Origin of the sequence: Saccharothrix sp. HUAS TT1 (genome assembly GCF_040744945.1) — a bacterium.
Taxonomy (GTDB): domain Bacteria; phylum Actinomycetota; class Actinomycetes; order Mycobacteriales; family Pseudonocardiaceae; genus Actinosynnema.
In genome coordinates this window covers 6490051-6514745 of the sequence record NZ_CP160453.1, presented here as the reverse complement: position 1 = coordinate 6514745, position 24695 = coordinate 6490051, and the positions used below count along the sequence as shown (strand labels likewise).

Sequence of the window (24695 nt, the reverse complement as noted above, 5' to 3'; positions counted from 1 at the left end):
CGTTCCGCGGTTCCGGCGAACGGGTGGAATTCCCCGGGTCAGGCTTGGTCGGGCCGGTAGCAGTCGCGGAAGCCGGCGGGCTTGGGCTGGTCGCCCGCGAACGAGGTCACGAGGTCCTGCTGCCGGACGTTCTCCGGGTAACCGGGCCAGTCCTGCTCCTGGCCGTTGACGTGCAGCTCGTCCAGCCAGTAACCGGACTGGCCGGACACCTTCTCGAACTCCAGGTCGCAGCCCTTGACCCGGACCGTCACCTCAAGGACCTTCTGCGACGACTTGACCGTGCGCTTGCCGATCTTCTTCGTCTTCTTCCCCGACTCGCTGCGCGGCTCGCCGACGTTCGTGAAGCCCGCGGCCTTCAGCTCGTCGACGAACTTGTCCTCGTTGTTCGCGCACGCCACCAGGGAGGCGGCGCACCCCAGGGCCAGCAGCGCGGACACGACCTTCTTGTTCATGCGCACAGCCAACATGTGCGCCCGAGGCCCTGTAGCCCGGTTGGGCAACCGTTACACCGCTGTGACATTCCTGGTAACGGAGCGTAGAACCGCGCCGATGAGCGGCGTACATCCGTTCGGTGGATTGGAGTGCGTCGTGGTGGAGAACTCGCCTTTAGGCCTGACCATGCTGGAGACCGGGGCGCCGGTCGTCGTGACCGGGGAGGAGCACCACCAGGAGTGGCTGGCCAGGTACTCCGTCGCGCCCGGTCAGCAGCGCCGGGTGGCCGTCGCGCTGGCGTGGTGCGCCATCGCCTCGGGCAAGCACCGCGGGCAGCACGCCATCGAGGTCCGGTTGGACGGGCAGCGGGTCGGCGAGCTGACCTACCTGATGTCGCGGCGCTACGCCGATGTGGTGAGCCGGGTGATGGACGCCGGCGGCACGCCGGGCTGCGAGGCGGTGGTCCAGCTCGGCAACCGCGGCTTGGAGGTGGTGCTCCAGCTGCCGCGCGACGCCTCCGGCGCGGGCGTGGCACCGCAGACCGCGGTCTTCACGCCGCCGCCCGCGCAGGGCAAGTCCCGCCGCCCGGTGTGGATCGCGGTGGCCGCCGTGGTGCTGCTGTTCATCGTCATCGGGGCGCTGGCCGACGACCAACCGTCCACAACGGACGCGGCTTCGTCGTTGACCACCACGCGGACCGCCGCGCCCACCACGACGACCACCACGTCACCGACGACGACCACCACCACCACCACGACCACCACGACCACGACCACGACGACCACCACGCCGGCACCGGCCCCCCAGCCCCAGCCCAAGCCGCAGCCGAATCCCCAACCGAACCCGCAGCCGAATCCCCAGCCGAACCCGGCGACCCAAGCCCCGCCGCCGCCCGCGCCCGCTCCCGCTCCCGCTCCCAACCAGGGCTGCCACGCCAGCTACACGCCGTGCGTGCCCATCGCGAGCGACGTCGACTGCGCGGGCGGGTCGGGCAACGGGCCCGCTTACGTGCGCGGACCCGTCACCGTGATCGGCCCGGACGTCTACGACCTCGACGGCAAGGACAAGGACGGCATCGGCTGCGAGTAGCGCCCGCGGGTGTTCGCCGACGTCCTCAGGACGCGACGTTCTCCTCGACCGGAGCCGGGCGCGGCGCGAGGACGTTGGCGAACACCACGGCCAGCAGGCACAGCACGACCGGCACCAGGAAGGCCAGGTTCAGCGGGATCCAGTGCGCCAGGCCGCCGATCAGCGCCGGCCCGGCGAGCAGGCCCACGTAGCCGAGCCCGACGACCCGGGCCATGAGCGCGCCGGACGACCGCTTGTCCAGGTTCCCCGCCGCCGAGAACAGCTGCGGCACGCTGCCGGACAGGCCGAGGCCGAACAGCGCCCAGCCGGTGAACGCGAGCCACACCCACGGCGAGAGCACCACCAGCACGAGGCCGAACGCGGCCAGCGCCGCCCCGTACCGCACGATCGCGACCGGTCCGACGGCCGCGGCGACCCGGTCGGTGGCGAACCGGCCGACGGTCATCGCCACCGCGAACGAGCCGTAGGCGAACGCGGCCGTGCTGGTGGCGGTGCCCAGGACGTCCTCGGCGTGCAGGGCGGCCCAGTCGTTGGCGACGCCCTCGGCGAGCATCATGGCGAACGCGATGGCGCCCAGCAGCCACACCAGCTTCGTCGACGGCTTGGCCGCCGGCGCGGACGACGTCGCCTCGGCCGGCTCCTCGGCCTCGGCGTCGATCAGGAACCGGCCGGTCAGCAGCGACACCACGATGGTGAACACGCCGCAGGCGCTCAACGTCACCGCGGTGGGCACGTCGGCGCCGAGCGTGAGCGCGCCCACGACGGCGGCGATCGCACCGCCGATCGACCACATCGCGTGGAACGAGGCCATGATCGGCCGGGGGTAGGCGCGCTCCACCACCACGGCGTGCGAGTTCATCGCCACGTCGATGGTGCCGTTGCCGAAGCCGAAGAACAGCAGGCTGAGGCCGAGCGCCCACCAGGACGTGGCCAGGCCGGGGAAGAACAGGGCGATGCCGAGCAGCACCCCGGCGGCGGGCAGCAACTTGCGCTGGCCGAGCCGGTCGGCGAGCGGTCCGGCGACCTGCATGCCGAGGAATGCCGCGCCGCCGAGCACGAGCAGCAGCCCGCCCAGGGCGCTGTGCGTGATGCCGGTCGCGCGCTCGACGTTCGGGATGTGCACCACCCACAGGCCGACGGCGAACCCGTTGAGGGTGAAGTAGATCCACGTCGCGACGCGGGCGGCGCGCGGCAGGGCGGTCGTCACAGGGTCTCCAGTCTTTCGGCTACGTGCACGAGCACCCCGCGCGCGGTCAGCTCGCGGAGCACGTCCGCGGGGGTGTCGGAATCGGTGACCAGCACGTCGGGCCGGTCGGCGGGGCAGACGTGGGCGAGCGCGGTGCGGCCGAACTTCGTGCTGTCGGCCAGCACGACCGTGCGCCCGGAGACGGCCATCGCCTGCTGCTTGACCTCTGCGTCGGCCAGGTTGTGCGCGGTGAGGCCGGTGTCCAGGCCGAACGCGCACGGGCTGAGCACGGCCACGTCGAAGCGCAGGGCGCGCAGCGACGCCAGCGCCAGCGGGCCGACCATGGCCAGCTCGCCGGGGCGCGGCTCGCCGCCGGGCAGCAGCAACCGGACCTCGGGCGAGTCCAGCAGCTCGCGCACCGCGTGCAGGGACAGGGGCATCACGGTGACCGGTCGGCCGCGCAGCAGCCTGGCCACCTCGACCGCGGTCGTGCCGCTGTCCAGCACGATCGTCTCGCCGTCCCGGACGAGGTCGACGGCAGCCGCGGCGATGGCCCGCTTCGCGGCGCTCGCGGTCGCGGTGCGGGCGCTGAACGGCGGTTCGACGCCCGCCGGGCTGAGCGGCACCGCGCCGCCGTGCACCCGGCGCAGCACGCCACCCGCCGCCAGCAGGTCGAGGTCCCGGCGGATGGTCATCTCCGACGCGCCGGTGGCCGCCGCCAGCTCCGCCACGGCGACCTGCGGGCCGGAGCGGAGCCGTTCGATGATCACCCGGTGGCGGTCGGCGCTCTTCACGTGAGAGACCTTCGCAAATTATGTGCGTTCGAACAAGAGTTTTGTGCTTGTGCTCGCAGTCGGTCGCGCTCACCCGATGGCTCGATTCGACCGGTCACACCCTGCTGGGGTGCGGACGCGGTGCCACGATCCCGAGCGGGGGTCCGGTCCGCGTGATGACGTAGGAGTGCGCACAGTGATGCCTTGGCGGGTTCTGGTCGTGGTGGCGGTCGGCGCGGTGGCGGTGTCGAGCACGGCCGCGGCTCCCGCGCCGGTCGTCGGCCGCGGCGCCGTCGCGGTGGAGCTGGACGGCAACTCCCTGACGTGGAACGAGCTGGTCGACGTGCTGGAGGCCGACCAGGTGACCGTGCGGCTGGGCCTGAAGGCGCGCCAGGCGATGATCGAGAGCCGGCGGGGCGCGGAGGCCGCGGTGGCGGCGGGGCAGCGGGTGTACGGGTGGAACCAGGCGCTGGGCCCGTTGAAGGACGAGCCGCTGCCCGAGGCGGACCGGGTCGAGTTCCAGCGCCGGGTGCTGCGCTCGCACGCCGCCGGCGTCGGTCCCGCGCTGTCCGACCGGGTGGCCAGGCTGGCGCTGGTGCTGCGGGCGAACACGATGGCGCGCGGCGCGATGGGCGTGCGGCCGGAGTTCGTCGACCGGGTGCTGGACCTGGTGAACGCGGGCGTGGCGCCGCGGATGCCGGAGATCGGGTCGTTGGGCACCGGCGACCTCCAGCCGATGGCGGCGGCGGGGCTGGTGCTCACCGGCGAACCCGCGCCCGCCCGGTTCCGCGGCCAGGAGGGGTCCGCGCCGGACGTCCTCGCCGAGGCCGGGCTGGCTCCCGCGTTCCAGCTGGAGCAGGGCGAGGCGCTGCCGCTGATCAGCGGCAGCAGCGTGCTGGTCGCGCGGTACGTCGACGCGGTGGTGCGGGCCGAACGGCTGCTCGACACCTACGACGGCGCGTTCGCGCTGTTCCTGGAGGCGACCAGGGCCGAGCAGGGCGCGTTCGACGCCCGCACCCACGACGAGCGGCGCATCCCGGCCGAGGTCGAGGCGGCCCGGGTGACCCGGGCGTTGATCTGCGGGACCGGGTGGATGACCGACGAGGGTCGCAAGGCGGCGGGCGAGGACGGTCCGCGCATCCAGGACGCGGTGTCGGTGCGGGCCAACCCGCACATCGTCGGGGCGCTGCGGCAGCGCTTGGCGGACGCCCGCGGTCACGTCGAGCGCGAGGCGAACGCCTCCACGTCCAACCCGCTGGTCTTCCGCAAGGGGGACGGCGGGTACGAGTTCGTGATGGGCGGCAACTGGGACGCGGCGCTGCTCGGGCACGAGATCGACTCGCTCAACGCGCAGGTCGCCGACCTGGGTGTGCTGTCGCAAGAGCTGTCCGCGCGGTTGCTGGCCGACAAGTGGAGCTACCACCTGCCCGCGAACCTCGCGGGCGGGGAGGTCGGCCTGAACTCGGGGATGGTGCAGGTGCAGACGGTGGCGGTCGCCCTGGTGCCGGAGATGCAGCAGCTGGCCACGCCCGCGGGCGCCCTGTCCCGGCCGGCGAAGTTCGGGCAGGAGGACCACAACACGATGGCGATGGCCTCGGTGCGCGCGCTGCACGCGAACCTGGACCGGCTGGAGACGGTGCTGGCGGTGCAGGTGCTGATGTCGGCGCAGGGGATCGACCTGATCAAGGACAGGATGGCGGCGTTCCGGCTGGGCAGGGGCACGGACCGGGTGCACCAGGCGGTGCGCCGGCACGTCGAGCCGCTGGTGGACGACCGCTACCTGACCCCGGACCTGGAGAAGGCGACCGACCTCGTCCGCGGCGGTGAGCTGGCCCGCGAGGTGCGGGCCGCCCTCGCGCCGGAGCAGAACGAGTGCGCTGCCTAGCGGGAGCCGGACGACGTTTGGGCTGAACGGGGGCTGGGCGCGAGCCGGCGCGGCTGCCTATAGTCCGGGCGAGATGATCTGGGAGCGCTCCCAGAAATCGCCCGACGGAAGAGGGATTCTCGATGAGGAGAGTTCTCGCCGGTGTGCTCGCGACCTCGGTCGTGGCCGGCCTGGTCACGATGGTGGCCCACGCGAGCCCGCAGGCCGCGGCCGACGAGCCCGTGGTCGTGGTGTCCAGCACGTTCGACGACGGCACGGCGCAGGGGTGGACGTCCCGGTCCGACGAGGTCGTCACCCCCAGCACGGCCGTCGCCCGCAGCGGCACGCACAGCCTCGCCGTCACCGGGCGCACCCAGGGCTGGCAGGGTCCCGCCCTCAGCGTGCTGGACGACGTGCGGAAGGGCATCCGCTACGACCTGTCGGTGTGGGTGCGGCTGGCGGCGGGCGAGGCGGCGACGCAGGCCCGGCTGTCCGTCGAACGCCGCACCGCGGGCACCCCGAGCTACGACCAGGTCGTCGGCGACACCGCGGTCACCGCGGGCGGCTGGGTCAACCTGCGCGGCAGCTACACCCTCGCCGCCGACGTCGACTTCCTCGCCACCTACGTCGAGCTGAACAGCGCCACGGCGTCGCTGCACGTCGACGACTTCTCCCTCTCCTACACGCCCCTGCCGCCCATCCAGACCGACATCCCGTCGGTGAAGGACGTGCTCGCCGACCACTTCGCAGTCGGCGCGGCCGTCGAGGGCGCGCAGGTGCTCAACAACCACGGGCAGCTGCTCGCCAAGCACTTCAACTCCATCACGCCCGGCAACACGCTCAAGTGGGACGCCACCGAGCCCACCGAGGGCGCGTTCCGGTTCGCCGACGCCGAAGCCCTCGTCGCGTGGGCGAAGGCCAACGGCGCGGCCGTGCGCGGGCACACGCTGGTCTGGCACCAGCAGACCCCGGCGTGGGTGTTCAAGGACGCCGCGGGCAACGACATGACCGCGACCCCGGAGAACAAGGCGTTGCTGCTGGCCCGCCTGGAAGCGCACATCCGCGCCGTGGTCGGCCACTTCGGCGACGACATCCCGGTGTGGGACGTGGTCAACGAGGTCATCGACGAGACCCAGGCCGACGGCCTGCGCCGCAGCAGGTGGTTCGAGATCACCGGGCTGGACTACCTGCGCATGGCGTTCCGCGTCGCCCGCGAGGTCGCGCCGAACGCCACGCTCGTGATCAACGACTACAACACCAACGTCCCGGCCAAGCGCGACAAGCTGCACGACCTGGTGGTCGCGCTGCGCGCCGAGGGCGTGCCGATCGACGCGGTCGGCCACCAGATGCACGTCAACGTGGCGTGGCCGTCCCTGGCCGAGACCGAGGCGATGCTGGCCAAGTTCGTGCCGCTGGGCGTGGACCAGCAGATCACCGAGATGGACATCTCCGTCTACACCGACAACAGCCAGTCCTACCCGACGCCGCCGAGGGAGGTGCTGCTCACCCAGGCGCACCGGTACCGCGACTTCTTCGAGCTGTACAAGCGGTACTCCGACCACATCAGCTCGGTGACGTTGTGGGGCCTGGCGGACGACAGCACGTGGCTGGACAGCTTCCCGGTGACCCGCAAGGACCACCCGCTGCTGTTCGACACGCGCCTCCAGGCGAAGGACGCCTACTGGGGCGTCGTGGACCCGAGCCAGATCGGCGGGCCGACGACGACCACGACCACGACCACGACGACCACGACGACGACGGCACCACCGGCGACGTGCTCGGTCGGGTACACCATCGGCGGGCAGTGGCAGGGCGGTTTCCAGGGCGAGGTCCGGATCACCAACCGGGGCGCCACCGCGATCAACCCGTGGACGCTGGCGTGGTCCTTCCCGGACGGGCAGCGGATCACCCAGCTCTGGGGCGGCACGCACAGCCAGGCGGGCGCGGCGGTCAGCGTGCGCAACGCGTCCTGGAACTCGATGCTCCCGCCGGGCGGCTCGGTGTCGTTCGGGTTCCTCGGCAGCTGGACCGGCGCGAACGGCAAGCCGACCGGGTTCACCCTGAACGGGGTGGCGTGCGGGATCGGCTGACGGGTCAGCCCTCGGTGACCCGGTAGTACCGGACCGGCGTGTAGGTGTTCGCCACCTCGGCCGTCCACGTCCGCTCCACCGGCGGCTCGCCGTCGGGGCCGGTCTGCTCGCGCACGACCGGCTCCGACTTCGCCGCGTCCGCCCAGCGCACGAACAGCGCGACGTGGTACGCGCCGAGCAGGGCGTCACCGGGGAGCAGTTCGACCCGCGGCACCTCGGTGGCGACCTCGCGGAGCGACGACGTGTTGCGGGAGTGGTCGAGCCCCCACGCCATCGAGACGTAGCCGGAGCAGTCGGTGCGGTAGCTGCCGTGCTCGTTCTCGTGGCACGCCTGCTGGCTGTAGGGCACCCGGGCGTCCAGCCAGGTCTGCGAGCGGAGCTGCGCCTCGGTGCGCGACGTCCGGCGGTCGTCCTGGGTCGTGCCGCACGCGATCAACGTGCCCGGGTCGTCGGTCGCGTGCGCGACCGGCGCCTGGAACGCCGTCGTGCAGGCGAGCGCGGCGATCAGGGTGCGCGTGTTCATCGAACCCCCTCGGGTCGTGGTGTTGGCTCCCACGGGTTTGCCGGGTGTTCCCGGAGGTAGCGCGAAACCACTCAGCCGAGTGATCTTCGGTTACGCCCGGCGCGGCGAGGGGTAGTCCGACGACGACCGCCAGCGGACGTCGGAGGGAACCTGCATGCGTGCCGTCATCGTCGTGGCCGTGCTCTGCACAGCGGTGGGCTGCGGCTCGACGCCCGAGGGGACCGGGTCGTCCGGGTCGGCCGAGCCGGAGGTGAGCACCAGGCAGACCGGTGTGCTGGCGCCGGTGGACAAGGCCGACGTGGCGTTCACCTACGACCAGGCCGCCGCGCCGCCGGGCGCGCAGCTGGAGCTGGAGGTGGTCGAGGGCGGTGGCACGACGACTGTGCGGCTGATCGCCGACCAGCTCCAGCCGGACCGCGGTTACGCCGCCCACGCGCACACCGACCCGTGCGGCGAGGAGGGCTCCGACGCCGGTCCGCACTACCAGCACGAGGTCGACCCGGCCGCGACGCCGGAGCGGCCGTCGGTCGACCCGGCCTACGCCAACCCGCGCAACGAGGTCTGGCTGGACCTGACCACCGACGGCGAGGGCGACGGCACGGCCGAGACCACGGTCCCGTTCACCTTCGGCGACCGCGTGCCGTCCTCGATCGTGCTGCACGAGCACCCGACCACCGAGACCGAGCAGGGCCGGGCGGGCAGCGCGGGCGCCCGGATCGCCTGCTTCACCGCCCCGTTCCGCTGATCGGCCGCGTGCGCCCTTCAGGTGCCGTGCGGGAAATCGGTACGCCTCCGTCGCGGTGATCGGGCACGCTGTGCCGGTGGGGTACGGGGTGCGCGACTACGCCGTCGGCGACGAGCCGTCGTGGTTGCGGTGCCGGGCGCACCAGGGCTCCGCCGTCCCGGCGAAGCCCGCGGTGACCGGGGCGGAACTCGTGGCGGTGGACGCGGGCGTGGTGGTCGGCATCCTGGACGTCGCGGTGGCCGGGGAGTCGGCCACCATCGAGACCTTCGCCGTCCACCCGGACCACCGGCACCGGGGCATCGGCGGCGCCCTGCTGTCCCGCGCGCGGGCCCGTGCCGGGGCACTCGGGGCGACCACGCTCGACGCCTGGGCCCAAGACGACTCGCCGCTGGCGCGCTGGTGCCGGGCCATGGGCTTCACCGAGGGCGAGCACGTGGTCGCCGGGACGGAGGCGGCGCCGGGCGACCCGGTCCGCCCGGCGGTCACGCGACCCGGCGCCCGGCCCGCGAAGGCGCTCGCGCGGCGGGGGTCCGCCAGGGCGCACGCCTGCCGGCGGTTCGCGCTGCCGCTGGCCTCACGCGGCCAGCTCGGTCGGCGTGGCGACGACGTCGACCATCGCGCCGTTGCGCAGGACGGTCACCGGCAGCGGTAACCCGATGGCCTCGGCGAACAGCTGCCGCTGGATGCCCTGCGCGTCGCCGACCGGCGTCCGCGCCACGCTCAGCACCAGGTCGCCGTCGCGCAACCCGGCCCGCTCGGCCGGCCCGCCGGGCACCACCTGCACCAGCCGCACGCCCGCGCGCTGCCCGGTGCGCTCGGCGACGGCGTCGGGCAGGGGAGCGGGCGCGCCGACCACGCCCAGGTAGGCCCGCCGCACCCGGCCCTCGACCAGCAGCGTCGACAGGATCCGCCGGGTGGTGCTGTTCATCGGGATCGCGAGCCCGAGGCCGATGCCCGCCAACGCGGTGGTGATGCCGACCACCGCGCCGGCCGAGTCGGCCAGCGCGCCGCCGGAGTTGCCGGGGTTGAGGGCCGCGTCGGTCTGGATCACGTCCTCGATCACCCGCCCGGCCCGGCCGTTGCTCACCGGCACCGCGCGGCCCAGCGCGCTCACCACGCCCGCGGTCACCGAACCGGCCAGGCCGAGCGGGTTGCCGACGGCGATGACGAGCTGGCCGACCTGGAGGCGGTCCGCGTCGCCGAACGCCGCCGGTCCGGGCGCGCCGCCCTCGGCCCGCAGCACCGCCAGGTCGGCCAGCGGATCGGCGCCGACGACCGCGAACGCCGACTCGGAACCGTCCGCGAACACCGCCGTGCCTTCCCGCCCGCCCGTCACGACGTGCGCGTTGGTCAACAGGTGGCCGTCGTCGGTGAACACCACCGCCGACCCCGTGCCACGCCCCACGCGCACGCCGGCCACGTGCGGGGTGACCGACTTCGCCACCGCGATCACGGCCTGCGAGTAGGCGTCCAGCGGATCCATCGGCACCCCCCGATCACACGATCACACCCTCATCCTGCGCCGGTCCCGACCGCGCTGTCCGGGGCGTTCGCCGACAGCGGACCACACCCTGGGCGGCACGGCGCGGGGGTCAGCGACCCAGCAGCACCGACAGGTCGACCGCGTCGGCCATGGCCGCGGTGCCGGCGTCGTTCGGGTGCAGGTGGTCGCCGCTGTCGTAGGCCGGGTCCAGCGTGGCCGGGTCGCCGGGCACGGCGGTCGCGGCGGCGAAGTCGACGACGCCGTCGAACTCCCCGGACGTGCGGATCCAGTCGTTGAGCGCCCGCCAGGTCGCCTCGCGCTCCTCGGTCCAGATGAACGAGCCCTTGAACGGCAGGATCGTGCCGCCGTACACCTCCACGCCCTCGGCCCGCGCCTGCCGGATCACCTCGCGGTGCCCGGCGATCAGGTCCTCGGCCGACGCGCTGTAGCCGATGTCGTTCACCGCCTCCAGCACGATCACCGCCTCGACCCCGGTCTGCGACAGCACGTCCCGGTGCACCCGCGTCACGCCCGCCACGCCCCAGTACGGCTCGTCGCGGTCGGCGATGAGGCGGTTGCCGCCCAGCCCCGCGTTCACCACGGACAGCGTCCGGCCCGGCACCGCGGCCAGCCGCCTGGCCAGGAAGTCCGGCCAGCGGCGGTTGGCGTTGCCGGTGGTGCTGCCGGTGTCGGTGATCGAGTCGCCGAACGCCACCACCGCGCCCGCGACCCGCCGCGACGGCGCCACGTCCACACCGTTCACGACCATCCAGCACGGCGTGTCCCGGAACCCGCCGGACAGCGCGCCGGTCCGGTCGCCGGCAGCCAGGTAGTTGCCCTGCGCGGTGAACGGGTGGTTGGTCAGCGGGCCGGTGGCGTTCGGCAGGTAGGCGCTCACCAGCAGCGTCGACAACGCCTTCACGTCCAGCGCGACCGGGTCGCTGAAGACCTCCCGGCCGACCGGCACGGTGACGCCGCGCCTGCCCTTGAACGTCAGCGCGCGCAGCGTCCCGGGCACCGCCGCGTCACCGGACGCCTGCACCGCGACCGAGGCCCGGCCGACCTGCAGCGGCGTCGCGCCGAACGCGTTGGTCAGCCGAACCCGCACGGAGTCGCCGCCCGCGCTGAGGAACACCACGTTCCGCACCGTCTGGTCCCGCAGGCCCTCGCCCGCCGGGCAGTCGCTCCAGGGGATCTCGCTGCCCACCACGGGACTCGCCGCCCAGCTCGCGACCCAGGGCTTGCCGTGCGCGACGGCGGCCGGTTGCACCGCCGCCGTCGCCACGAGTGCGGCTATCACGGCCAGTCTGCCCACGTGCCCTGCCATGGAGGTCTCCCAACGCCGTCGTCTTCGGTGGCGTCGCCGACGGTGGCAGTGGCCGAATTAACCGGTCAAGCGAGGCACGACGAGCGGTGCGGGAGTTGCGACGAGTGGCCTTGCTTACGTGTTAAGCACACCGTGCGCGGCACCCGCCCGGCCGCGATCCGGTGGTCGCGGCCGGGCGGGTGCGGCGGTCGTCAGACGTAGTCGGGCAGGGTGCGGGCCACGTCGTGCGGTGAGGGCATGGCGGCCACCTCGGCGGCGATGGCGCGGGCCGCGTCGAGCACGGCCTCGTCGGACAGCAGCCGGCGGGCCTTGGTGGCGATCGCCTCAGCGGTGACGTCCGCGCCGAGCAGCTGGTCGCCCAGCCCGGCCTCGGTCACCATCGCGGCGTTGCTGAACTGGTCGGCGCCCTGCGGCACGATGAGCTGCGGCACGCCCGCGCCGAACGTGCCCATGGTCGTGCCGCTGCCGCCGTGGTGCACCACCAGGTCCACGTGCGGCAGGAGGTCGGCCTGCGGCAGCCACTGCCGCACGACGACGTCGTCCGGCAGCTCGCCGAGCGAGTCCGGCTCCACCGTGGGGCCGGCGGCCACCAGGACCTTCACGCCCAGCGCCGCCAACCCCTCGATGGCGGTGCGCAGCACCCCGGCCTGGCCGAACGCCGTGCCCAGCGTCAGGTACACCAGCGGTTCGCGGTGCTCGGCCACCCACGGCGGCAGCTCGCCCGGCTCGGCGAACGGCACCGGCCGCAGCGGGATCCGCGTCGCGGAGGAGGCCAGGAAGTCCTTGTCCTGCACGGACGGCGGGCAGATGTCGAGGTAGGGGTGGCCCAGCACCATGGGGTCGTCCGCGGGGACCTCGACACCGAGGTCCGCGGCGACGGCGAAGACGTGCTTCCGCGCGCCGTCGGAGAACTCGTCCGCGCTCCACATCCGGCCGAACGAGTGGCACAGGGCGGGCACGCCCGCGACCCTCGCGGCCAGGCCCGCGCCGGGGTTGCCCACCTCGTGCACGACGAGGTCGGGCTTGCGCTCGGCGATGACCGGCGCGAGGTCGGCGGCGAAGCTGCGCGGCAGCACCGAGGCGAAGGCGAACGCGATCCGCTCGGGGTCGAAGTCCTGCGGCGTCCCGCCACCCGCGCCCGCGATCTCGAACGCCTCGCGCAGCTCCATGCCGCCGACGATGTGCTCGATGCCGTGTGGCGCCAGGGCGTTCGCGAACGCCGGGCCGGTGAAGTAGTCGACGTCGTGGCCCAGCTCGCGCGCGGCGATCGCGAGCGGCAGCAGGGGGTAGGTGTGCCCGTGTAAACCTAGGCTGGAGAAGAGGATTCGCACTGGTTCGAGCGTAGCGAATTTTTTCTACGGCGGGTGAATTTCGTCCGTTAGGAGACCTTCGCGCAATGAGGTGAAGATCACTGCCGGCGGTTCACGCGTGGTCGGGCAGGGTGCGGGCCACGTCGTGCGGTGAGGGCATGGCGGCCACCTCGGCGGCGATGGCGCGGGCCGCGTCGAGCACGGCCTCGTCGGACAGCAGCCGGCGGGCCTTGACCGTGACCGCCTCCGCGGTCACGTCGTCACCCAGCAGGTGGTCGCCCAACCCGGTCTCGGTGACGAGGTCGGCGTTGCCGAACTGGTCCGCCGCCTGCGGGATGACGAGCTGCGGCACACCCGCGCTGAAAGCGCCCATGGTCGTGCCCGCACCGCCGTGGTGCACCAAGAGGTCCACGTGCGGCAGGAGTTCCGCCTGCGGCACCCACGGGAGCGCGACGACGTTGTCCGGCAGCTCGCCGAGCGCACCCGCCAGCCTCGGCCCGGCCGCCACGAGCACCCTCGCGTCCAGCTCCGCCAAGCCCTCGACGGCCGACCGCAGCACCCCTTTCCGGCCGAACAGCGTGCCCAGCGTCAGGTACACCAGGGGTTCGCGGTGCTCGGCCACCCACGGCGGCAGCTCGCCCGGCTCGCCGAACGGCACCGGCCGCAGCGGGATCCGGTGCGCCGACGAGGCCAGGAACTCCGGGTTCTGCACCGACGGCGGGCAGATGTCGAGGTACGGGTGGCCGAGCACCATGGGGTCGCCGTCGGGCACCTCGACGCCCAGCTCCGCGGCGAGGTCGGCGAGGTGGGCGCGCGCGGGCTCGGTGAACTCGGCTTCCTGCCACATTCGCCCGTACGAGTGGCACAGGGCGGGCACGCCCGCGACCTTCGCGGCCAGGCCCGCGCCGGGGTTGCCGAACTCGTGCACGACCAGGTCGGGCCTGCGCTCGGCGATGACCGGCGCGAGGCCGGTGGCGAAGCTGCGCGGCAGGACCGACGCGAACGTGTAGGCGACCCGCTCGGTCGCGACGTCCCGCTGCCGCTCCGGCGTGACGCCGCCGGTCGCGATCTCGAACGCCTCGCGCGGCTCCATGCCGCCGACGACGTGCTGGATGCCGTGCGACGCCAGGGTGTCCGCGAACGCGGGGCCGGTGAAGTAGTCGACGTCGTGACCCAGTTCCCGCGCCGCGATCGCGAGCGGCAGCAAGGGGTAGGTGTGCCCGAACAGGCCGAGGCTGGAGAAGAGGATCCGCACCGTTCGGAGCGTAGTGACGATCACTCCGGCTCGGCAGTGGCCAGGTCGGCCCGCACCGCCACGGTCGCGTCGATGCTCGCGGCCAGGAACCGGGCCACCACCTCCTTGTCCGCGTCGCTGAACTGCTCCCACGCCCGGGTGAACGCGACGTCGAGCGGGCCGAAGAAGCGGCGGCCGAGGTCCAGCGCCTTGTCCGGCACGCGCAGCACGACCTTGCGCCGGTCGTCGGCGTTGCGGGCGCGCTCGACGTGCCCGGACGCCTCCAGCCGGTCGAGCACGGACGTCGTCGCCGACGCGCTCAGGTGCAGCGCCTCGGCCAGCCTGGTCGGCGTCATCGGTTCGGGCCCCCACCGGGCGTCCATGATCAGCGCGAGCGCGTTGAGGTCGGTGCGGTGCATCCGCTGCTTCTCGCCGAACAGCTCCGCGAACCGGTCGGTTTCGACCGTGAGCTGCCGGAGCAACCTGACCAGGGCCGAGTTGTCGGCCATGCGCCCTCCCGTTACTGTTTCGACAGTCGAACTATTGGATCGTCGAACTACTTGGCCTCGGAGGACATTCTCCCGTGCACGCGACCAGGTCCCGCACCCGCTGGCTGCTCCCCGCCCTCGTGGCGGTCGCCTGGCTGGCGCTCGGCGGCTTCTCCGGACCGTTCGCGGGCAAGCTGAGCGAGGTCGCGGTCAACGACAGCACCGCGTTCCTGCCCGCCTCGGCCGAGGCGACCGAGGTCGCCGAGCGGGTCAAGGCGTTCGGCGACGCGCGCGGCCTGCCGGCGATCGTGGTCGCCGAGCGCGCCGACGGCCTCACCCCGGCCGACCTGGAGTACCTGGGCAGCCGCGACTTCGGCGACCAGGCGTCGCCGGTTATCCCGTCCACCCGGGACGACCAGGCCGCCGAGGTCGTCGTCGCGGTCGACCCGGAGGACCCGGCGGGCGCGGTGGAGGGCATCCGGGCGCAGCTGACCGACCCGCCGGACGGGCTCACCGTGCTGGTCACCGGTCCCGCCGCGCAGGTGGCCGACCTGAAGGAGGCGTTCGGCGGCATCGACGGCCTGCTGCTGCTGGTCGCGGGCGCCGTGGTGGCGCTGATCCTGGTGCTGGTCTACCGCAGCCCGCTGCTGCCGGTGGTCGTGCTGCTGTCCGGGGTGTTCGCGCTCGGCCTGGCCAGCCTCGCGGTGTACCTGCTGGCCGACGGCGGCGTGCTCGACCTCAACGGCCAGAGCCAGGGCATCCTGTTCATCCTGGTCTTCGGCGCGGCCACGGACTACGCGCTGCTGCTGGTGTCCCGGTTCCGCGAGGAGCTGCGCGACACCGAGGACCGCTACCAGGCCATGCGCACGGCGTGGCGGGCCACCGTCGAGCCGATCGCCGCGTCGGCGGGCACCGTCGTCCTCGGCGTGCTGTGCCTGCTGTTCAGCGACCTCAACTCGAACAAGGGCCTCGGCCCGGTGGCCGCCATCGGCATCGGCGCGGCGCTGCTGGCCTCGGTGACGTTCCTGCCCGCCGTGCTGGTGCTGCTCGGCCGGTCCGCGTTCTGGCCGCTGCGCCCGGAGCTCGGCTCGCCGCACCCCGAGGCGAGCGGCCTGTGGTCGCGGATCGCCGGGATGATCTCCGCCCGGCCGCGGGCGACCTGGGTCGTCACCGCCCTGGTGCTGCTGGTCGGCGTCGCGTTCGTGCCGCAGCTCAAGGCGTCCGGCACGGCCCAGTCGGACGTGTTCCTGACCGAGGTCGACTCGGTGGCCGGGCAGGAGGTGCTGTCCCGGCACTTCCCCGGTGGTAGCGGCGCGCCGACCGTCATGCTGGCCCGCGCGGCCCAGGCGGACGCGGTGGCCCGGGCCGCCGACGTGGACGGCGTGTCGGAGGTCCGGCCGAGCGGCGAGGCGCAGGGCCTGGTGAAGCTGGACGTGGTGCTGGACGACCCGGCCGACTCCGAGGCCGCGCTGGCCACCGTGCAGCGGCTGCGCGACGCCGTCCGGGAGGTGCCCGACGCCGACGCCAAGGTCGGCGGGCCCACCGCGACCCAGCTGGACACGCAGACCACGTCCGAGCGGGACCGGCTGGTGATCATCCCGATCGTGCTGCTGGTGATCTTCCTGGTGCTGGCGCTGCTGCTCAGGTCGCTGCTCGCGCCGCTGCTGCTGATCGCCACGGTGGTGCTGTCGTTCGCCGCGACCATGGGCGTGGCGGCGCTGGTGTTCAACGGGATCTTCGACTTTCCCGGCGCGGACCCGGTGGTGCCGCTGTTCGGGTTCGTGTTCCTGGTGGCGCTGGGCATCGACTACAACATCTTCCTGATGACGCGCGTGCGCGAGGAGTCGGCCGAGCTGGGCACGCGGGCGGGCGTGCTGCGCGGCCTGACCATCACCGGCGGCGTCATCACGTCGGCGGGCGTGGTGCTCGCGGCCACGTTCTCGGCGCTGGCCGTGCTGCCGATCCTGTTCCTCGCGCAGATCGCGTTCATCGTGGCGTTCGGCGTGCTGCTGGACACGTTCGTGGTGCGGTCGCTGCTGGTGCCCGCGCTGGCCGTGGACGTGGGCAAGCGCATCTGGTGGCCGTCGAAACTGGCGCGCGGGAAGGACTGACACCCGGCGGTGTCACAGCCCGCCTGGCCCGATCGTCCTCCTCGTGGCAGGTTCGCCAGAGGGAGGACGCACATGAGGATCGCGGTGGTCGGCGGCACGGGCGTGGTCGGGCGCAGGGTCGTCGAGGAGGTGACCGGGACCGGGCACGAGGCGGTCGTGGTCAGCCGGTCGGACGGGGTCGACCTGCTCACCGGCGAGGGGCTGGACGAGGCGCTGGCCGGCTGCGAGGCGGTGATCGACGTGTCGAACTCGCCGGGCTGGTCGCGCGAGGAGGTGGAGGAGTTCTTCACCAAGGGCACCGGGCACCTGCTGGACGCGTCGGCCCGCGCCGGCGTGCGGCACCTGGTGGTGCTGTCGATCGTCGGCTCGGACGTGGTCGACCTCGACTACTACTTCGGCAAGCGGCGGCAGGAGGAGCTGGTGACGGCCGGGGCGGTGCCGTGGACGGTGCTGCGGGCCACCCAGTTCTTCGAGTTCGCCGCGCAGACGCTGGCGGGCGCGACCGGACCGGTGGCGCAGGTGCCGCCGATGCTGTCGCAGCCGGTGGCGACCGCGGACGTGGCGGCCCGGTTGGTGGCGCTCGCGGTCGGCGAGCCGCGGGGGTACGCCCCGCCCATCGCCGGGCCCGAGCGGCTGCGGCTGGTCGAGATGGCGCGGCGCCTGGTGGCCCGCCGGGGCGACGACCTGCGGGTCGAGGAGGCCGGTGAGTCGCCCGAGGGGATGGCCACCGGCGCGCTGTGCCCGCGGGGCGATCACACCGAGGGCTCGGGGACGTTCGCCGACTACCTGGACTCGGTGCGTCCGTGACCGACCGGGCGGCCGAGCTGGCCGCCGAGTACACCCGCCTGCGGCCACGCCTGGTCGGCGTCGCGTACTCGCTGGTCGGCACGCTGGCCGAGGCGCAGGACGTGGTGTCGGACTGCTGGCTGCGGCTGACCGCCGCCGACGAGCGCGAGACCGTGCGCGACGTCGAGGCGTGGTCCGTGGTGGCGGTGGCGCGGCGCGCGGTGGACGTGCTGCGGTCGGCCAGGGTGCGGCGGGAGGAGTACGTCGGCCCCTGGCTGCCGGAACCCCTCGTGGACGCCGCCGCGGAGGACCCGGCGGAGCGGGTGACGCTGGACGACACGGTGAGCTACGCGCTCATGGTCGTGCTGGAGACCCTGAGCCCGGCCGAGCGGACCACGTGGGTGCTGCACGAGGTGTTCGGCATGCCGTTCCCGGAGATCGCCGCCGTGGTCGGCCGCAGCCCCGCCGCCGTGCGGCAGCTGGCGGTGCGGGCGCGGGCGCACGTCGCGGCGGGCGCGCCGCGGGTCGAGGTCGGCGGCGACGAGCACCGCCGGGCCGTGGACGCGTTCGTCCGCGCAGTCGGCCACGGTGACCTGCGCGGCCTGCTGGCCGTGCTGGACCCGGGCGTCGTGCTCACCAGCGACGGCGGCGGCCTGCTCGGGGTGGCCCGCCGGCCGGTGCTCGGCGCGGACCGGGTGGCGCGGTTCCTCGTCGGCGTGCGCCGCAAGATGGCCGCGGGGGAGCGCATCGCGCCGCTGACCGTGAACGGCGGCCCCGGCTTCGCCGTGCTGACCGGCGCGACCACCAGGTTCGTCTGCTCCTTCACCCTCCGGGACGGGCGGGTCACGCGGGTCGACATGGTGGTCGCGCCGGACAAGCTGCCGCGCGGGCTGGGGGTCTAGGGCTCCCGGCGCAACCCGGCGACGAGGACCGCGACCAGGCGCCGCGCGTCGTAGCCGGGGTCGCGGTCCGCGCCGATGCAGAGGTTCCCGACGCCCCGCATGAGCTCGACCGGCTTCAGGTCGGACCGGATCTCGCCGGCCGCGACGGCCGCGTCGAGCAGGTGGCCGCACACCGGGACCAGGCGGTCCAGGAAGTACGCGTGCAGCACGGCGTAGTCGGCGTTGTCCGCCCGCAGCGCGCCCGCGAGACCGTGCTTGGTGGCCAGGAAGTCCACGAACAAGTCGATCCACCGGGCCAGTGCGGCGTGCGGGCTCGGGCTGCTCGCCAGCAGGGCGGGCCCGGCCTCGGCGCAGGACTCGACCTGGTGCCGGTAGACGGCGACGACCAGGTCGGCCCGGGTGGGGAAGTGGCGGTAGATGGTGGCCGTGCCGACACCGGCCCTGGCCGCGACGTCGCGCACCGGCGCGTCCACGCCCGACTCGACGAAGACGGCGGCCGCCGCGTCGAGCAGGGCCTTCTCGTTGCGCCGGGCGTCCGCCCGCTTGGGCTTGGCCGCCGGCCGGTCGTCGTCCACCGCGTTCCTCCCCTGCCGTGGTTGCTAAACGGGACACTGTTCCGTATCGTCAAACGGGACAGCGTTCCGCTTGTCCATGATGACAGACCGGGAGACGACACGACCATGCGGTACCGCACTTTGGGGCGCACCGGTGTGCAGGTCAGCACCCTCGCGCTCGGCGCGATGAACTTCGGCGCCATCGGGCGCACCACCCAGGAGGAGGCCACCGCGATCGTCGACGCCGCCCTCGAAGCGGGGATCAACGTCATCGACACCGCCGACTGGTACAGCGCGGGCCGGTCGGAGGAGATGGTCGGCCGGGCCGTCGCGGGCCGCCGCGAGGACGTCGTGCTGGCCACCAAGGCGTGCATGCCGATGGGCGACGAGCCCAACCACCGGGGCAGCTCCCGCCGCTGGCTGGTCGCCGAGCTGGAGCACAGCCTGCGCCGCCTCGGCGTCGACCACGTCGACCTCTACCAGGTCCACCGCTGGGACCCGACCACCAGCGACGAGGAGACGCTGTCCGCGCTGACCGACCTCCAGCGCGCCGGGAAGATCCGCTACTTCGGCTCCTCCACGTTCCCGGCCTACCGGATCGTGCAGGCGCAGTGGGCGGCGCGCGAGCACCACCTGGGCCGGTACGTCACCGAGCAGCCCAGCTACTCGATCCTCCAGCGCGGCATCGAGGCGCACGTGCTGCCGGTGACCCAGGAGTACGGGCTCGGCGTGCTGGCCTGGAGCCCGCTGGCCTCCGGCTGGCTGTCGGGCGCGGTCCGCGCGGGTCGCGAGGTCACCACCCACCGGTCGGCGGTCCTGCCGGAGCGCTTCGACACCGCCGTCCCGGGCAACCGGGCCAGGATGGACGCGGTCGAGCGGCTGGTGGAGGTGGCCGCCGGGGCGGGCCTGACGCTGATCCAGCTCGCGCTCGGGTTCGTCACCGCGCACCCCGGCGTGACCAGCGCGATCATCGGCCCCCGCACGCTGGACCACCTGCGCTCGCAGCTGGCCGCCGCGGACACCGCGCTGCCGGCGGACGTGCTGGACGCGATCGACGCCGTCGTCGCGCCGGGCCTGGACCTGGCGCCGCAGGAGAAGTTCGACACCCCGCCCGCGCTCCTCGACCCCGCCCTGCGCCGCCGCTGAGGCGGCCCGGCCACCGCCGACGAGGTCCGGTCGAGCCGTGCCGCGTGGCCCTGCGCCGGGGACTCTAGGGCGTCGGCCGGAGTACCAGGGTCACGAAGCCGAGCACGCCGCGGTAGCCGTTGAGCCAGCTGTCGCGATGCGCGGTGGCCGTGGCCAGGACCTGCTCGCGGTCCGGGTGGTCGGGGTGGTCGAGCGCCCACGCGGCCAGCGAGCCGGTCCAGCTCCACTCGTACTCGTCCCACTCCGCCAGGGTGCTCACGTGCCCGTGCACGGGCGTCCACCCGTCGGCGACCACCCGCGCGACGGTGGTCGCCAGGTCGGCGTACCGCTGCGGGCCGTCCTCCAGCTCCGCCCGGACCGCCGGGTCCGGCTCGCGCTCCCAGAAGCAGTCGCCGAGCACCACCACGCCGTCCTCGGCGAGGTGGCCCCGCGCGGCGGCGAGGGCGGGCAGCAGCTCGCCGAAGGCGTAGGCCGCGCCGATGCTCAGCACCACGTCCGCCCGGCGGCCCGACCGGTACTCGGCGACGTCCTGCCGGACCAGCTCCACCCGGTCGGCCACGCCGAGCCGGGCGGCGTCGGCGAGGGTGTCGTCGAACCCGGCGTCGGAGATGTCGACGCCGACCGCCGTGATGCCGTCGTGCTCCTGCGCCGCCCGCAGCAGCCACGCGCCCTCGCCGCAGCCCAGGTCGAGCACGTGGGCGTCCGGCCGGCGGATCGCCCGGTCGAGCAGTTCGGTGACGGTCCGGTCGCCCACGGGCGCGGCGATGGGGTGGTCCGCGTGCGCCAAGGCGCTGAGTGCGTGTCGATCCACTGGCAGTGATTAACACACCCGGGGCCGGTGGTGCGCCTGCTTTTCGCCTCGCGCGGCGGCAAATTCGTGGGCGCGGGGCATGGCGCGGAGGCGGATCGTCGGCTAAAAATAGCCAACTCCACATCGCCAACGCTTGATCGAACCGGACGTGAGAGAGCGCTCTCTCGTCCGCGGGTCGGCGTTCCCAACCCCGAAGGCATGTCAATGACGATCATGCGCCACGCTAGACGTGAGAGCGCTCACACGAGGCTGCGCCGGGCTTTCGCGCTCGGTGTCGCCCTGGCCGCCGCCACCACGGCGGTCACCGCACCGGTCGCGAGCGCGGACCCGCCCCGGCGCGGCACGCAGGACCTCGGCGTCAACGTGAAGGTCTTCGACCCGTCGACGCCGCTCGCCGAGATCCAGGCGACCCTCGACGCCACGCACGCCGCCCAGGTCGACAACGAGATGGGGACGCAGCGGTACGCGTTCCTGTTCAAGCCCGGCCAGTACGGCACGCCCGAGCAGCCGCTGCAGATCAAGGTCGGCTACTACACCGAGATCGCGGGCCTCGGCGCCTCGCCGACCGACGTCGTGATCAACGGCAAGGTCGAGGTCTACAACCGCTGCCTCGCCGACGGCGGCACGGGCAACTGCCTGGCCCTGGTCAACTTCTGGCGCACGCTGGGCAACCTGACCATCAACATCGACGGCGCGGGCCAGGACGGCTGCCGGGCCGGCGCGAACTTCTGGGCCGTGTCCCAGGCCGTGTCGCTGCGCCGGCTCAACGTCACCAGCGGCACCTTCACGCTGATGGACTACTGCACCGCCGGCCCGCAGTACGCCAGCGGCGGCTTCATCGCCGACTCGCGGCTGCCGTCGGTCGTCAACGGCTCGCAGCAGCAGTGGCTGACCCGCAACAGCGAGCTGGGCAGCTGGTCCAACGGCGTGTGGAACCAGGTGTTCTCCGGCGTCAAGGGCGCGCCCGACGACGCGGCGTTCCCGACCCCGCCGTACACCACGCTGGACACCACGTCGGTGAGCCGGGAGAAGCCCTACCTGTTCGTGGACGCCAAGGGCAAGTACAACGTCCGCGTCCCGTCCGCGCGCAAGGACACCAGCGGCGTCTCGTGGGGCAGCGGCACGACGGCCGGCCGCACGATCCCGCTGAGCGACTTCTACGTCGCCAAGCCCGGCGACTCGGTCCGCGACATCAACCTGGCGCTGCTGCTGGGCAAGCACCTGCTGCTCACGCCCGGCGTCTACGACATCGCCCGCAGCATCGAGGTCCGGCGGCCGGACACGGTCGTCCTCGGCATCGGGCACGCCACGCTGACCGCCGTCAACGGCTCGATCCCGATCGACGTCGCCGGCGTGCCCGGCGTCGTCATCGCCGGTGTCACCATCGACGCGGGCACCGAGCTGTCCCCGGTGCTGCTGCGGGTCGGCAAGCGGCACGGCCTGAACTGGAGCTCGCCGGGCAACCCGACCACGCTGTCCGACGTCTACTTCCGCGTCGGCGGGCCGCACGTGGGCAAGGTGGACACCGCGCTGGAGGTCAACAGCGACCACGTGCTCATCGACCACACCTGGGTGTGGCGGGCCGACCACGGCGTCGAGGGCTTCACCGACACGCAGCGCTGGAACACCAACACCGGCCTCACCGGCGTGGTCGTCAACGGTGACGACGTCACCGCGACCGGCCTGTTCGTCGAGCACTTCCAGCGGCACAACACCGTGTGGAACGGCGAGCGCGGCACCGTCGTGCTCTACCAGAACGAGCTGCCCTACGACCCGCCGACGCAGGCCGACTGGATGAAGGGCGACGTCGAGGGCTGGGCCGGCTACAAGGTCGGCGACCGCGTGCGCAAGCACACCCTGCACGGCGGTGGCGTCTACGTGTTCAACCAGAACAACCCGGAGATCCACACCGAGAACGGGTTCGAGGTGCCGCGGACGCCCGGCGTGAAGCTGCACCACATCATGACCGTCAACCTCAGCGCCGGCGTGATCGACCACGTCGTCAACGGCGTGGGCGGCCCGGCGGACATGACGAACACCGGTGCGCCGGTCTACATCGCGGAGTACCCGGCCCCGTGATGCGGAGCGGCGCCCGACCCCGGCCGCGGGGTCGGGCGCCGCTCGTCTCAGCCGCAGACCGCGCCGCCGGAGGCGGAGCCGACCAGCTTGGCGTACTTCGCCAGCACGCCGCGCTCGTACCGCGCGGGCAGCGGCGCCCAGCCCTCCCGGCGGGCCGCCAGCTCGGCCTCGTCCACGCCGACGTCCAGCGTGCCGTTGGCGACGTCCAGCGTGATGGGGTCGCCGTCGCGGACGAACGCGATCGGCCCGCCGTCCACCGCCTCCGGCGCGACGTGGCCGACGCACAGGCCGGTCGTGCCGCCGGAGAACCGGCCGTCGGTGAGCAGCAGGACGTCCTTGCCCAGCCCGGCGCCCTTGATCGCCGCGGTGATCGCCAGCATCTCCCGCATGCCCGGACCTCCCTTCGGCCCCTCGTAGCGGATGACCACCACGTCGCCCGCGGTGATCGTGCCGTTCGCCAGCGCGTCCATCGCCGCCCGCTCGCGGTCGAACACCCTGGCGGTGCCGGTGAACACGTCGGAGTCGAACCCGGCCGACTTCACCACCGCGCCGTCGGGCGCGAGCGAGCCGCGCAGGATCGTGATGCCGCCGGTCCGGTGGATCGGCTCGCCCATCGCCCGCAGCACCGTGCCGTCCGGGTCCGGCGGCGCGATGTCGGCCAGGTTCTCGGCCACCGTGCGCCCGGTGACGGTCAGGCAGTCCCCGTGCAGCAGGCCCGCGTCCAGCAGCGCCTTCATCACCACGGGCACGCCGCCGATGCGGTCGACGTCGGTCATCACGTGCCTGCCGAACGGCTTGACGTCGGCCAGGTGCGGCACCTTCGCGCCGATCCGGGTGAAGTCGTCCAGGCTCAGCTCCACCTCGGCCTCGTGCGCGATGGCCAGCAGGTGCAGCACCGCGTTGGTGGACCCGCCGAACGCCATCACCACGGCGATCGCGTTCTCGAACGCCTCCCGCGTCATGATCTGCCGGGCGGTGATGCCCTTGCGCAGCATGCCGACCACGGCCTCGCCGGACTTGCGGGCGAACCCGTCGCGGCGCCGGTCCGTCGCGGGCGGCGCCGCGCTGCCCGGCAGCGACATGCCCAGCGCCTCGGCCGCGCTGGCCATGGTGTTCGCCGTGTACATGCCGCCGCACGCGCCCTCGCCGGGGCAGATGGCCCGTTCGATCAGGTCGACGTCCTCGCGGCTCATCAGGCCGCGGGCGCACGCGCCGACCGCCTCGAACGCGTCGATGATGGTCACCTCGCGCTCGCTGCCGTCCGACAGGGTGACCCGGCCGGGCAGGATCGAGCCCGCGTAGAGGAACACGCTCGCCAGGTCGAGCCGGGCGGCGGCCATCAGCATCCCCGGCAGCGACTTGTCGCAGCCCGCCAGCAGCACCGACCCGTCCAGCCGCTCGGCCTGCATGACGGTTTCCACGCTGTCCGCGATGACCTCGCGCGACACCAGCGAGAAGTGCATGCCCTCGTGGCCCATCGAGATGCCGTCGGACACCGAGATCGTGCCGAACTCCAGCGGGTAGCCGCCCGCCGCGTGCACGCCGTCCTTGCTCGCCTTGGCCAACCGGTCCAGCGGCAGGTTGCACGGCGTGATCTCGTTCCACGACGAGGCGACGCCGATCTGGGGCTTCACCCAGTCGTCGTCACCCATGCCGACCGCCCGGAGCATGCCGCGCGCGGCGGTCCTCTCCAGCCCGTCGGTGACGTCGCGACTGCGCGGCTTGATGTCGGGGGTCTCGTTCATGGACGAAACCTAACGGT

General features: G+C 73.3%; 22 protein-coding genes. 10 read left to right on the top strand and 12 right to left on the bottom strand.

The genetic code is table 11. The features are described 5' to 3' along the window. Positions 1 to 38: 38 nt before the first annotated feature. Positions 39 to 452 (bottom strand): hypothetical protein, encoded by a 414-nt coding sequence (locus tag AB0F89_RS29205; RefSeq protein ID WP_367128842.1) that lies wholly within the window; start codon positions 450 to 452, stop codon positions 39 to 41. 97 nt (positions 453 to 549) lie between these two features. On the opposite strand from AB0F89_RS29205, the gene AB0F89_RS29200 reads away from it, so the two are divergent. After that, positions 550 to 1521: a hypothetical protein gene (locus AB0F89_RS29200; RefSeq protein ID WP_367128841.1), complete on the top strand. Its 972-nt coding sequence runs from the start codon at positions 550 to 552 to the stop codon at positions 1519 to 1521. 25 nt (positions 1522 to 1546) lie between these two features. Here AB0F89_RS29200 and AB0F89_RS29195 read toward each other — a convergent pair whose 3' ends face one another. Further along, entirely contained in the window at positions 1547 to 2728 is a 1182-nt protein-coding gene (locus AB0F89_RS29195) for an MFS transporter (protein ID WP_367128840.1), read from the bottom strand. Next, positions 2725 to 3501: a DeoR/GlpR family DNA-binding transcription regulator gene (locus AB0F89_RS29190; protein ID WP_367128839.1), complete on the bottom strand. Its 777-nt coding sequence runs from the start codon at positions 3499 to 3501 to the stop codon at positions 2725 to 2727. Before AB0F89_RS29190 ends, AB0F89_RS29195 begins: the two co-directional genes overlap by 4 nt. A gap of 178 nt (positions 3502 to 3679) precedes the next feature. Here AB0F89_RS29190 and hutH point away from each other — a divergent pair, with 178 nt between their 5' ends. Next, the gene (gene hutH, locus AB0F89_RS29185; RefSeq protein WP_367128838.1) at positions 3680 to 5365 is read left to right on the top strand and encodes a histidine ammonia-lyase; all 1686 of its coding nucleotides are present in this window, start codon (positions 3680 to 3682) and stop codon (positions 5363 to 5365) included. A 122-nt stretch (positions 5366 to 5487) separates the two neighbouring features. Beyond that, positions 5488 to 7434, top strand: a complete 1947-nt coding sequence (locus tag AB0F89_RS29180; RefSeq protein WP_367128837.1) for an endo-1,4-beta-xylanase — start codon at positions 5488 to 5490, stop codon at positions 7432 to 7434. A 4-nt stretch (positions 7435 to 7438) separates the two neighbouring features. On the opposite strand, the gene AB0F89_RS29175 is transcribed toward AB0F89_RS29180, so the two are convergent. Further along, positions 7439 to 7957 (bottom strand): hypothetical protein, encoded by a 519-nt coding sequence (locus tag AB0F89_RS29175; RefSeq protein WP_367128836.1) that lies wholly within the window; start codon positions 7955 to 7957, stop codon positions 7439 to 7441. Positions 7958 to 8111: 154 nt separating this feature from the next. Between AB0F89_RS29175 and AB0F89_RS29170 the strand changes: the two genes are divergently transcribed. Both AB0F89_RS29170 and AB0F89_RS29165 read left to right on the top strand, forming a co-directional pair. Further along, entirely contained in the window at positions 8112 to 8702 is a 591-nt protein-coding gene (locus AB0F89_RS29170) for a superoxide dismutase (RefSeq protein WP_367128835.1), read from the top strand. A 76-nt stretch (positions 8703 to 8778) separates the two neighbouring features. Then, complete coding sequence (locus AB0F89_RS29165) at positions 8779 to 9354, top strand: GNAT family N-acetyltransferase (protein ID WP_367128834.1); 576 nt, start codon at positions 8779 to 8781, stop codon at positions 9352 to 9354. On the opposite strand, the gene AB0F89_RS29160 is transcribed toward AB0F89_RS29165, so the two are convergent. The 5 genes from AB0F89_RS29160 to AB0F89_RS29140 all read right to left on the bottom strand — a co-directional run bounded on the left by AB0F89_RS29160 (position 9277) and on the right by AB0F89_RS29140 (position 14565). Next, positions 9277 to 10185 (bottom strand): S1C family serine protease, encoded by a 909-nt coding sequence (locus AB0F89_RS29160; protein ID WP_367128833.1) that lies wholly within the window; start codon positions 10183 to 10185, stop codon positions 9277 to 9279. The genes AB0F89_RS29165 and AB0F89_RS29160 overlap by 78 nt on opposite strands. Positions 10186 to 10294: 109 nt before the next feature. After that, on the bottom strand, positions 10295 to 11512 hold the full coding sequence (locus AB0F89_RS29155) for an SGNH/GDSL hydrolase family protein (protein ID WP_367128832.1): 1218 nt from the start codon (positions 11510 to 11512) through the stop codon (positions 10295 to 10297). Positions 11513 to 11703: 191 nt separating this feature from the next. Next, positions 11704 to 12843 (bottom strand): glycosyltransferase, encoded by a 1140-nt coding sequence (locus AB0F89_RS29150; protein ID WP_367128831.1) that lies wholly within the window; start codon positions 12841 to 12843, stop codon positions 11704 to 11706. 91 nt (positions 12844 to 12934) lie between these two features. Beyond that, complete coding sequence (locus tag AB0F89_RS29145; protein WP_367128830.1) at positions 12935 to 14077, bottom strand: glycosyltransferase; 1143 nt, start codon at positions 14075 to 14077, stop codon at positions 12935 to 12937. 20 nt (positions 14078 to 14097) lie between these two features. Further along, positions 14098 to 14565 (bottom strand): MarR family winged helix-turn-helix transcriptional regulator, encoded by a 468-nt coding sequence (locus tag AB0F89_RS29140; protein ID WP_367128829.1) that lies wholly within the window; start codon positions 14563 to 14565, stop codon positions 14098 to 14100. A gap of 74 nt (positions 14566 to 14639) precedes the next feature. Between AB0F89_RS29140 and AB0F89_RS29135 the strand changes: the two genes are divergently transcribed. From AB0F89_RS29135 to sigJ, 3 genes are all read left to right on the top strand, one after another. Beyond that, positions 14640 to 16655, top strand: coding sequence for an MMPL family transporter (locus tag AB0F89_RS29135; RefSeq protein WP_367128828.1), 2016 nt, complete (start codon positions 14640 to 14642; stop codon positions 16653 to 16655). A gap of 72 nt (positions 16656 to 16727) precedes the next feature. After that, entirely contained in the window at positions 16728 to 17462 is a 735-nt protein-coding gene (locus AB0F89_RS29130; RefSeq protein ID WP_367128827.1) for an SDR family oxidoreductase, read from the top strand. Then, a complete protein-coding gene (gene sigJ, locus AB0F89_RS29125) occupies positions 17459 to 18343 on the top strand; it encodes an RNA polymerase sigma factor SigJ (RefSeq protein ID WP_367128826.1) in 885 nt (294 codons plus the stop codon). Before AB0F89_RS29130 ends, sigJ begins: the two co-directional genes overlap by 4 nt. On the opposite strand, the gene AB0F89_RS29120 is transcribed toward sigJ, so the two are convergent. Next, entirely contained in the window at positions 18340 to 18918 is a 579-nt protein-coding gene (locus tag AB0F89_RS29120) for a TetR/AcrR family transcriptional regulator (RefSeq protein ID WP_367128825.1), read from the bottom strand. The two genes, sigJ and AB0F89_RS29120, sit on opposite strands and share 4 nt — an antisense overlap. A gap of 105 nt (positions 18919 to 19023) precedes the next feature. Between AB0F89_RS29120 and AB0F89_RS29115 the strand changes: the two genes are divergently transcribed. Further along, the gene (locus tag AB0F89_RS29115; protein WP_367128824.1) at positions 19024 to 20043 is read left to right on the top strand and encodes an aldo/keto reductase; all 1020 of its coding nucleotides are present in this window, start codon (positions 19024 to 19026) and stop codon (positions 20041 to 20043) included. 64 nt (positions 20044 to 20107) lie between these two features. Here AB0F89_RS29115 and AB0F89_RS29110 read toward each other — a convergent pair whose 3' ends face one another. Then, a complete protein-coding gene (locus AB0F89_RS29110; protein ID WP_367128823.1) occupies positions 20108 to 20854 on the bottom strand; it encodes a cyclopropane-fatty-acyl-phospholipid synthase family protein in 747 nt (248 codons plus the stop codon). A 204-nt stretch (positions 20855 to 21058) separates the two neighbouring features. Between AB0F89_RS29110 and AB0F89_RS29105 the strand changes: the two genes are divergently transcribed. Continuing rightward, on the top strand, positions 21059 to 22933 hold the full coding sequence (locus AB0F89_RS29105; RefSeq protein ID WP_367128822.1) for a hypothetical protein: 1875 nt from the start codon (positions 21059 to 21061) through the stop codon (positions 22931 to 22933). A gap of 47 nt (positions 22934 to 22980) precedes the next feature. Here AB0F89_RS29105 and ilvD read toward each other — a convergent pair whose 3' ends face one another. Next, the gene (gene ilvD, locus AB0F89_RS29100; protein ID WP_367128821.1) at positions 22981 to 24678 is read right to left on the bottom strand and encodes a dihydroxy-acid dehydratase; all 1698 of its coding nucleotides are present in this window, start codon (positions 24676 to 24678) and stop codon (positions 22981 to 22983) included. Positions 24679 to 24695 lie beyond the last annotated feature (17 nt).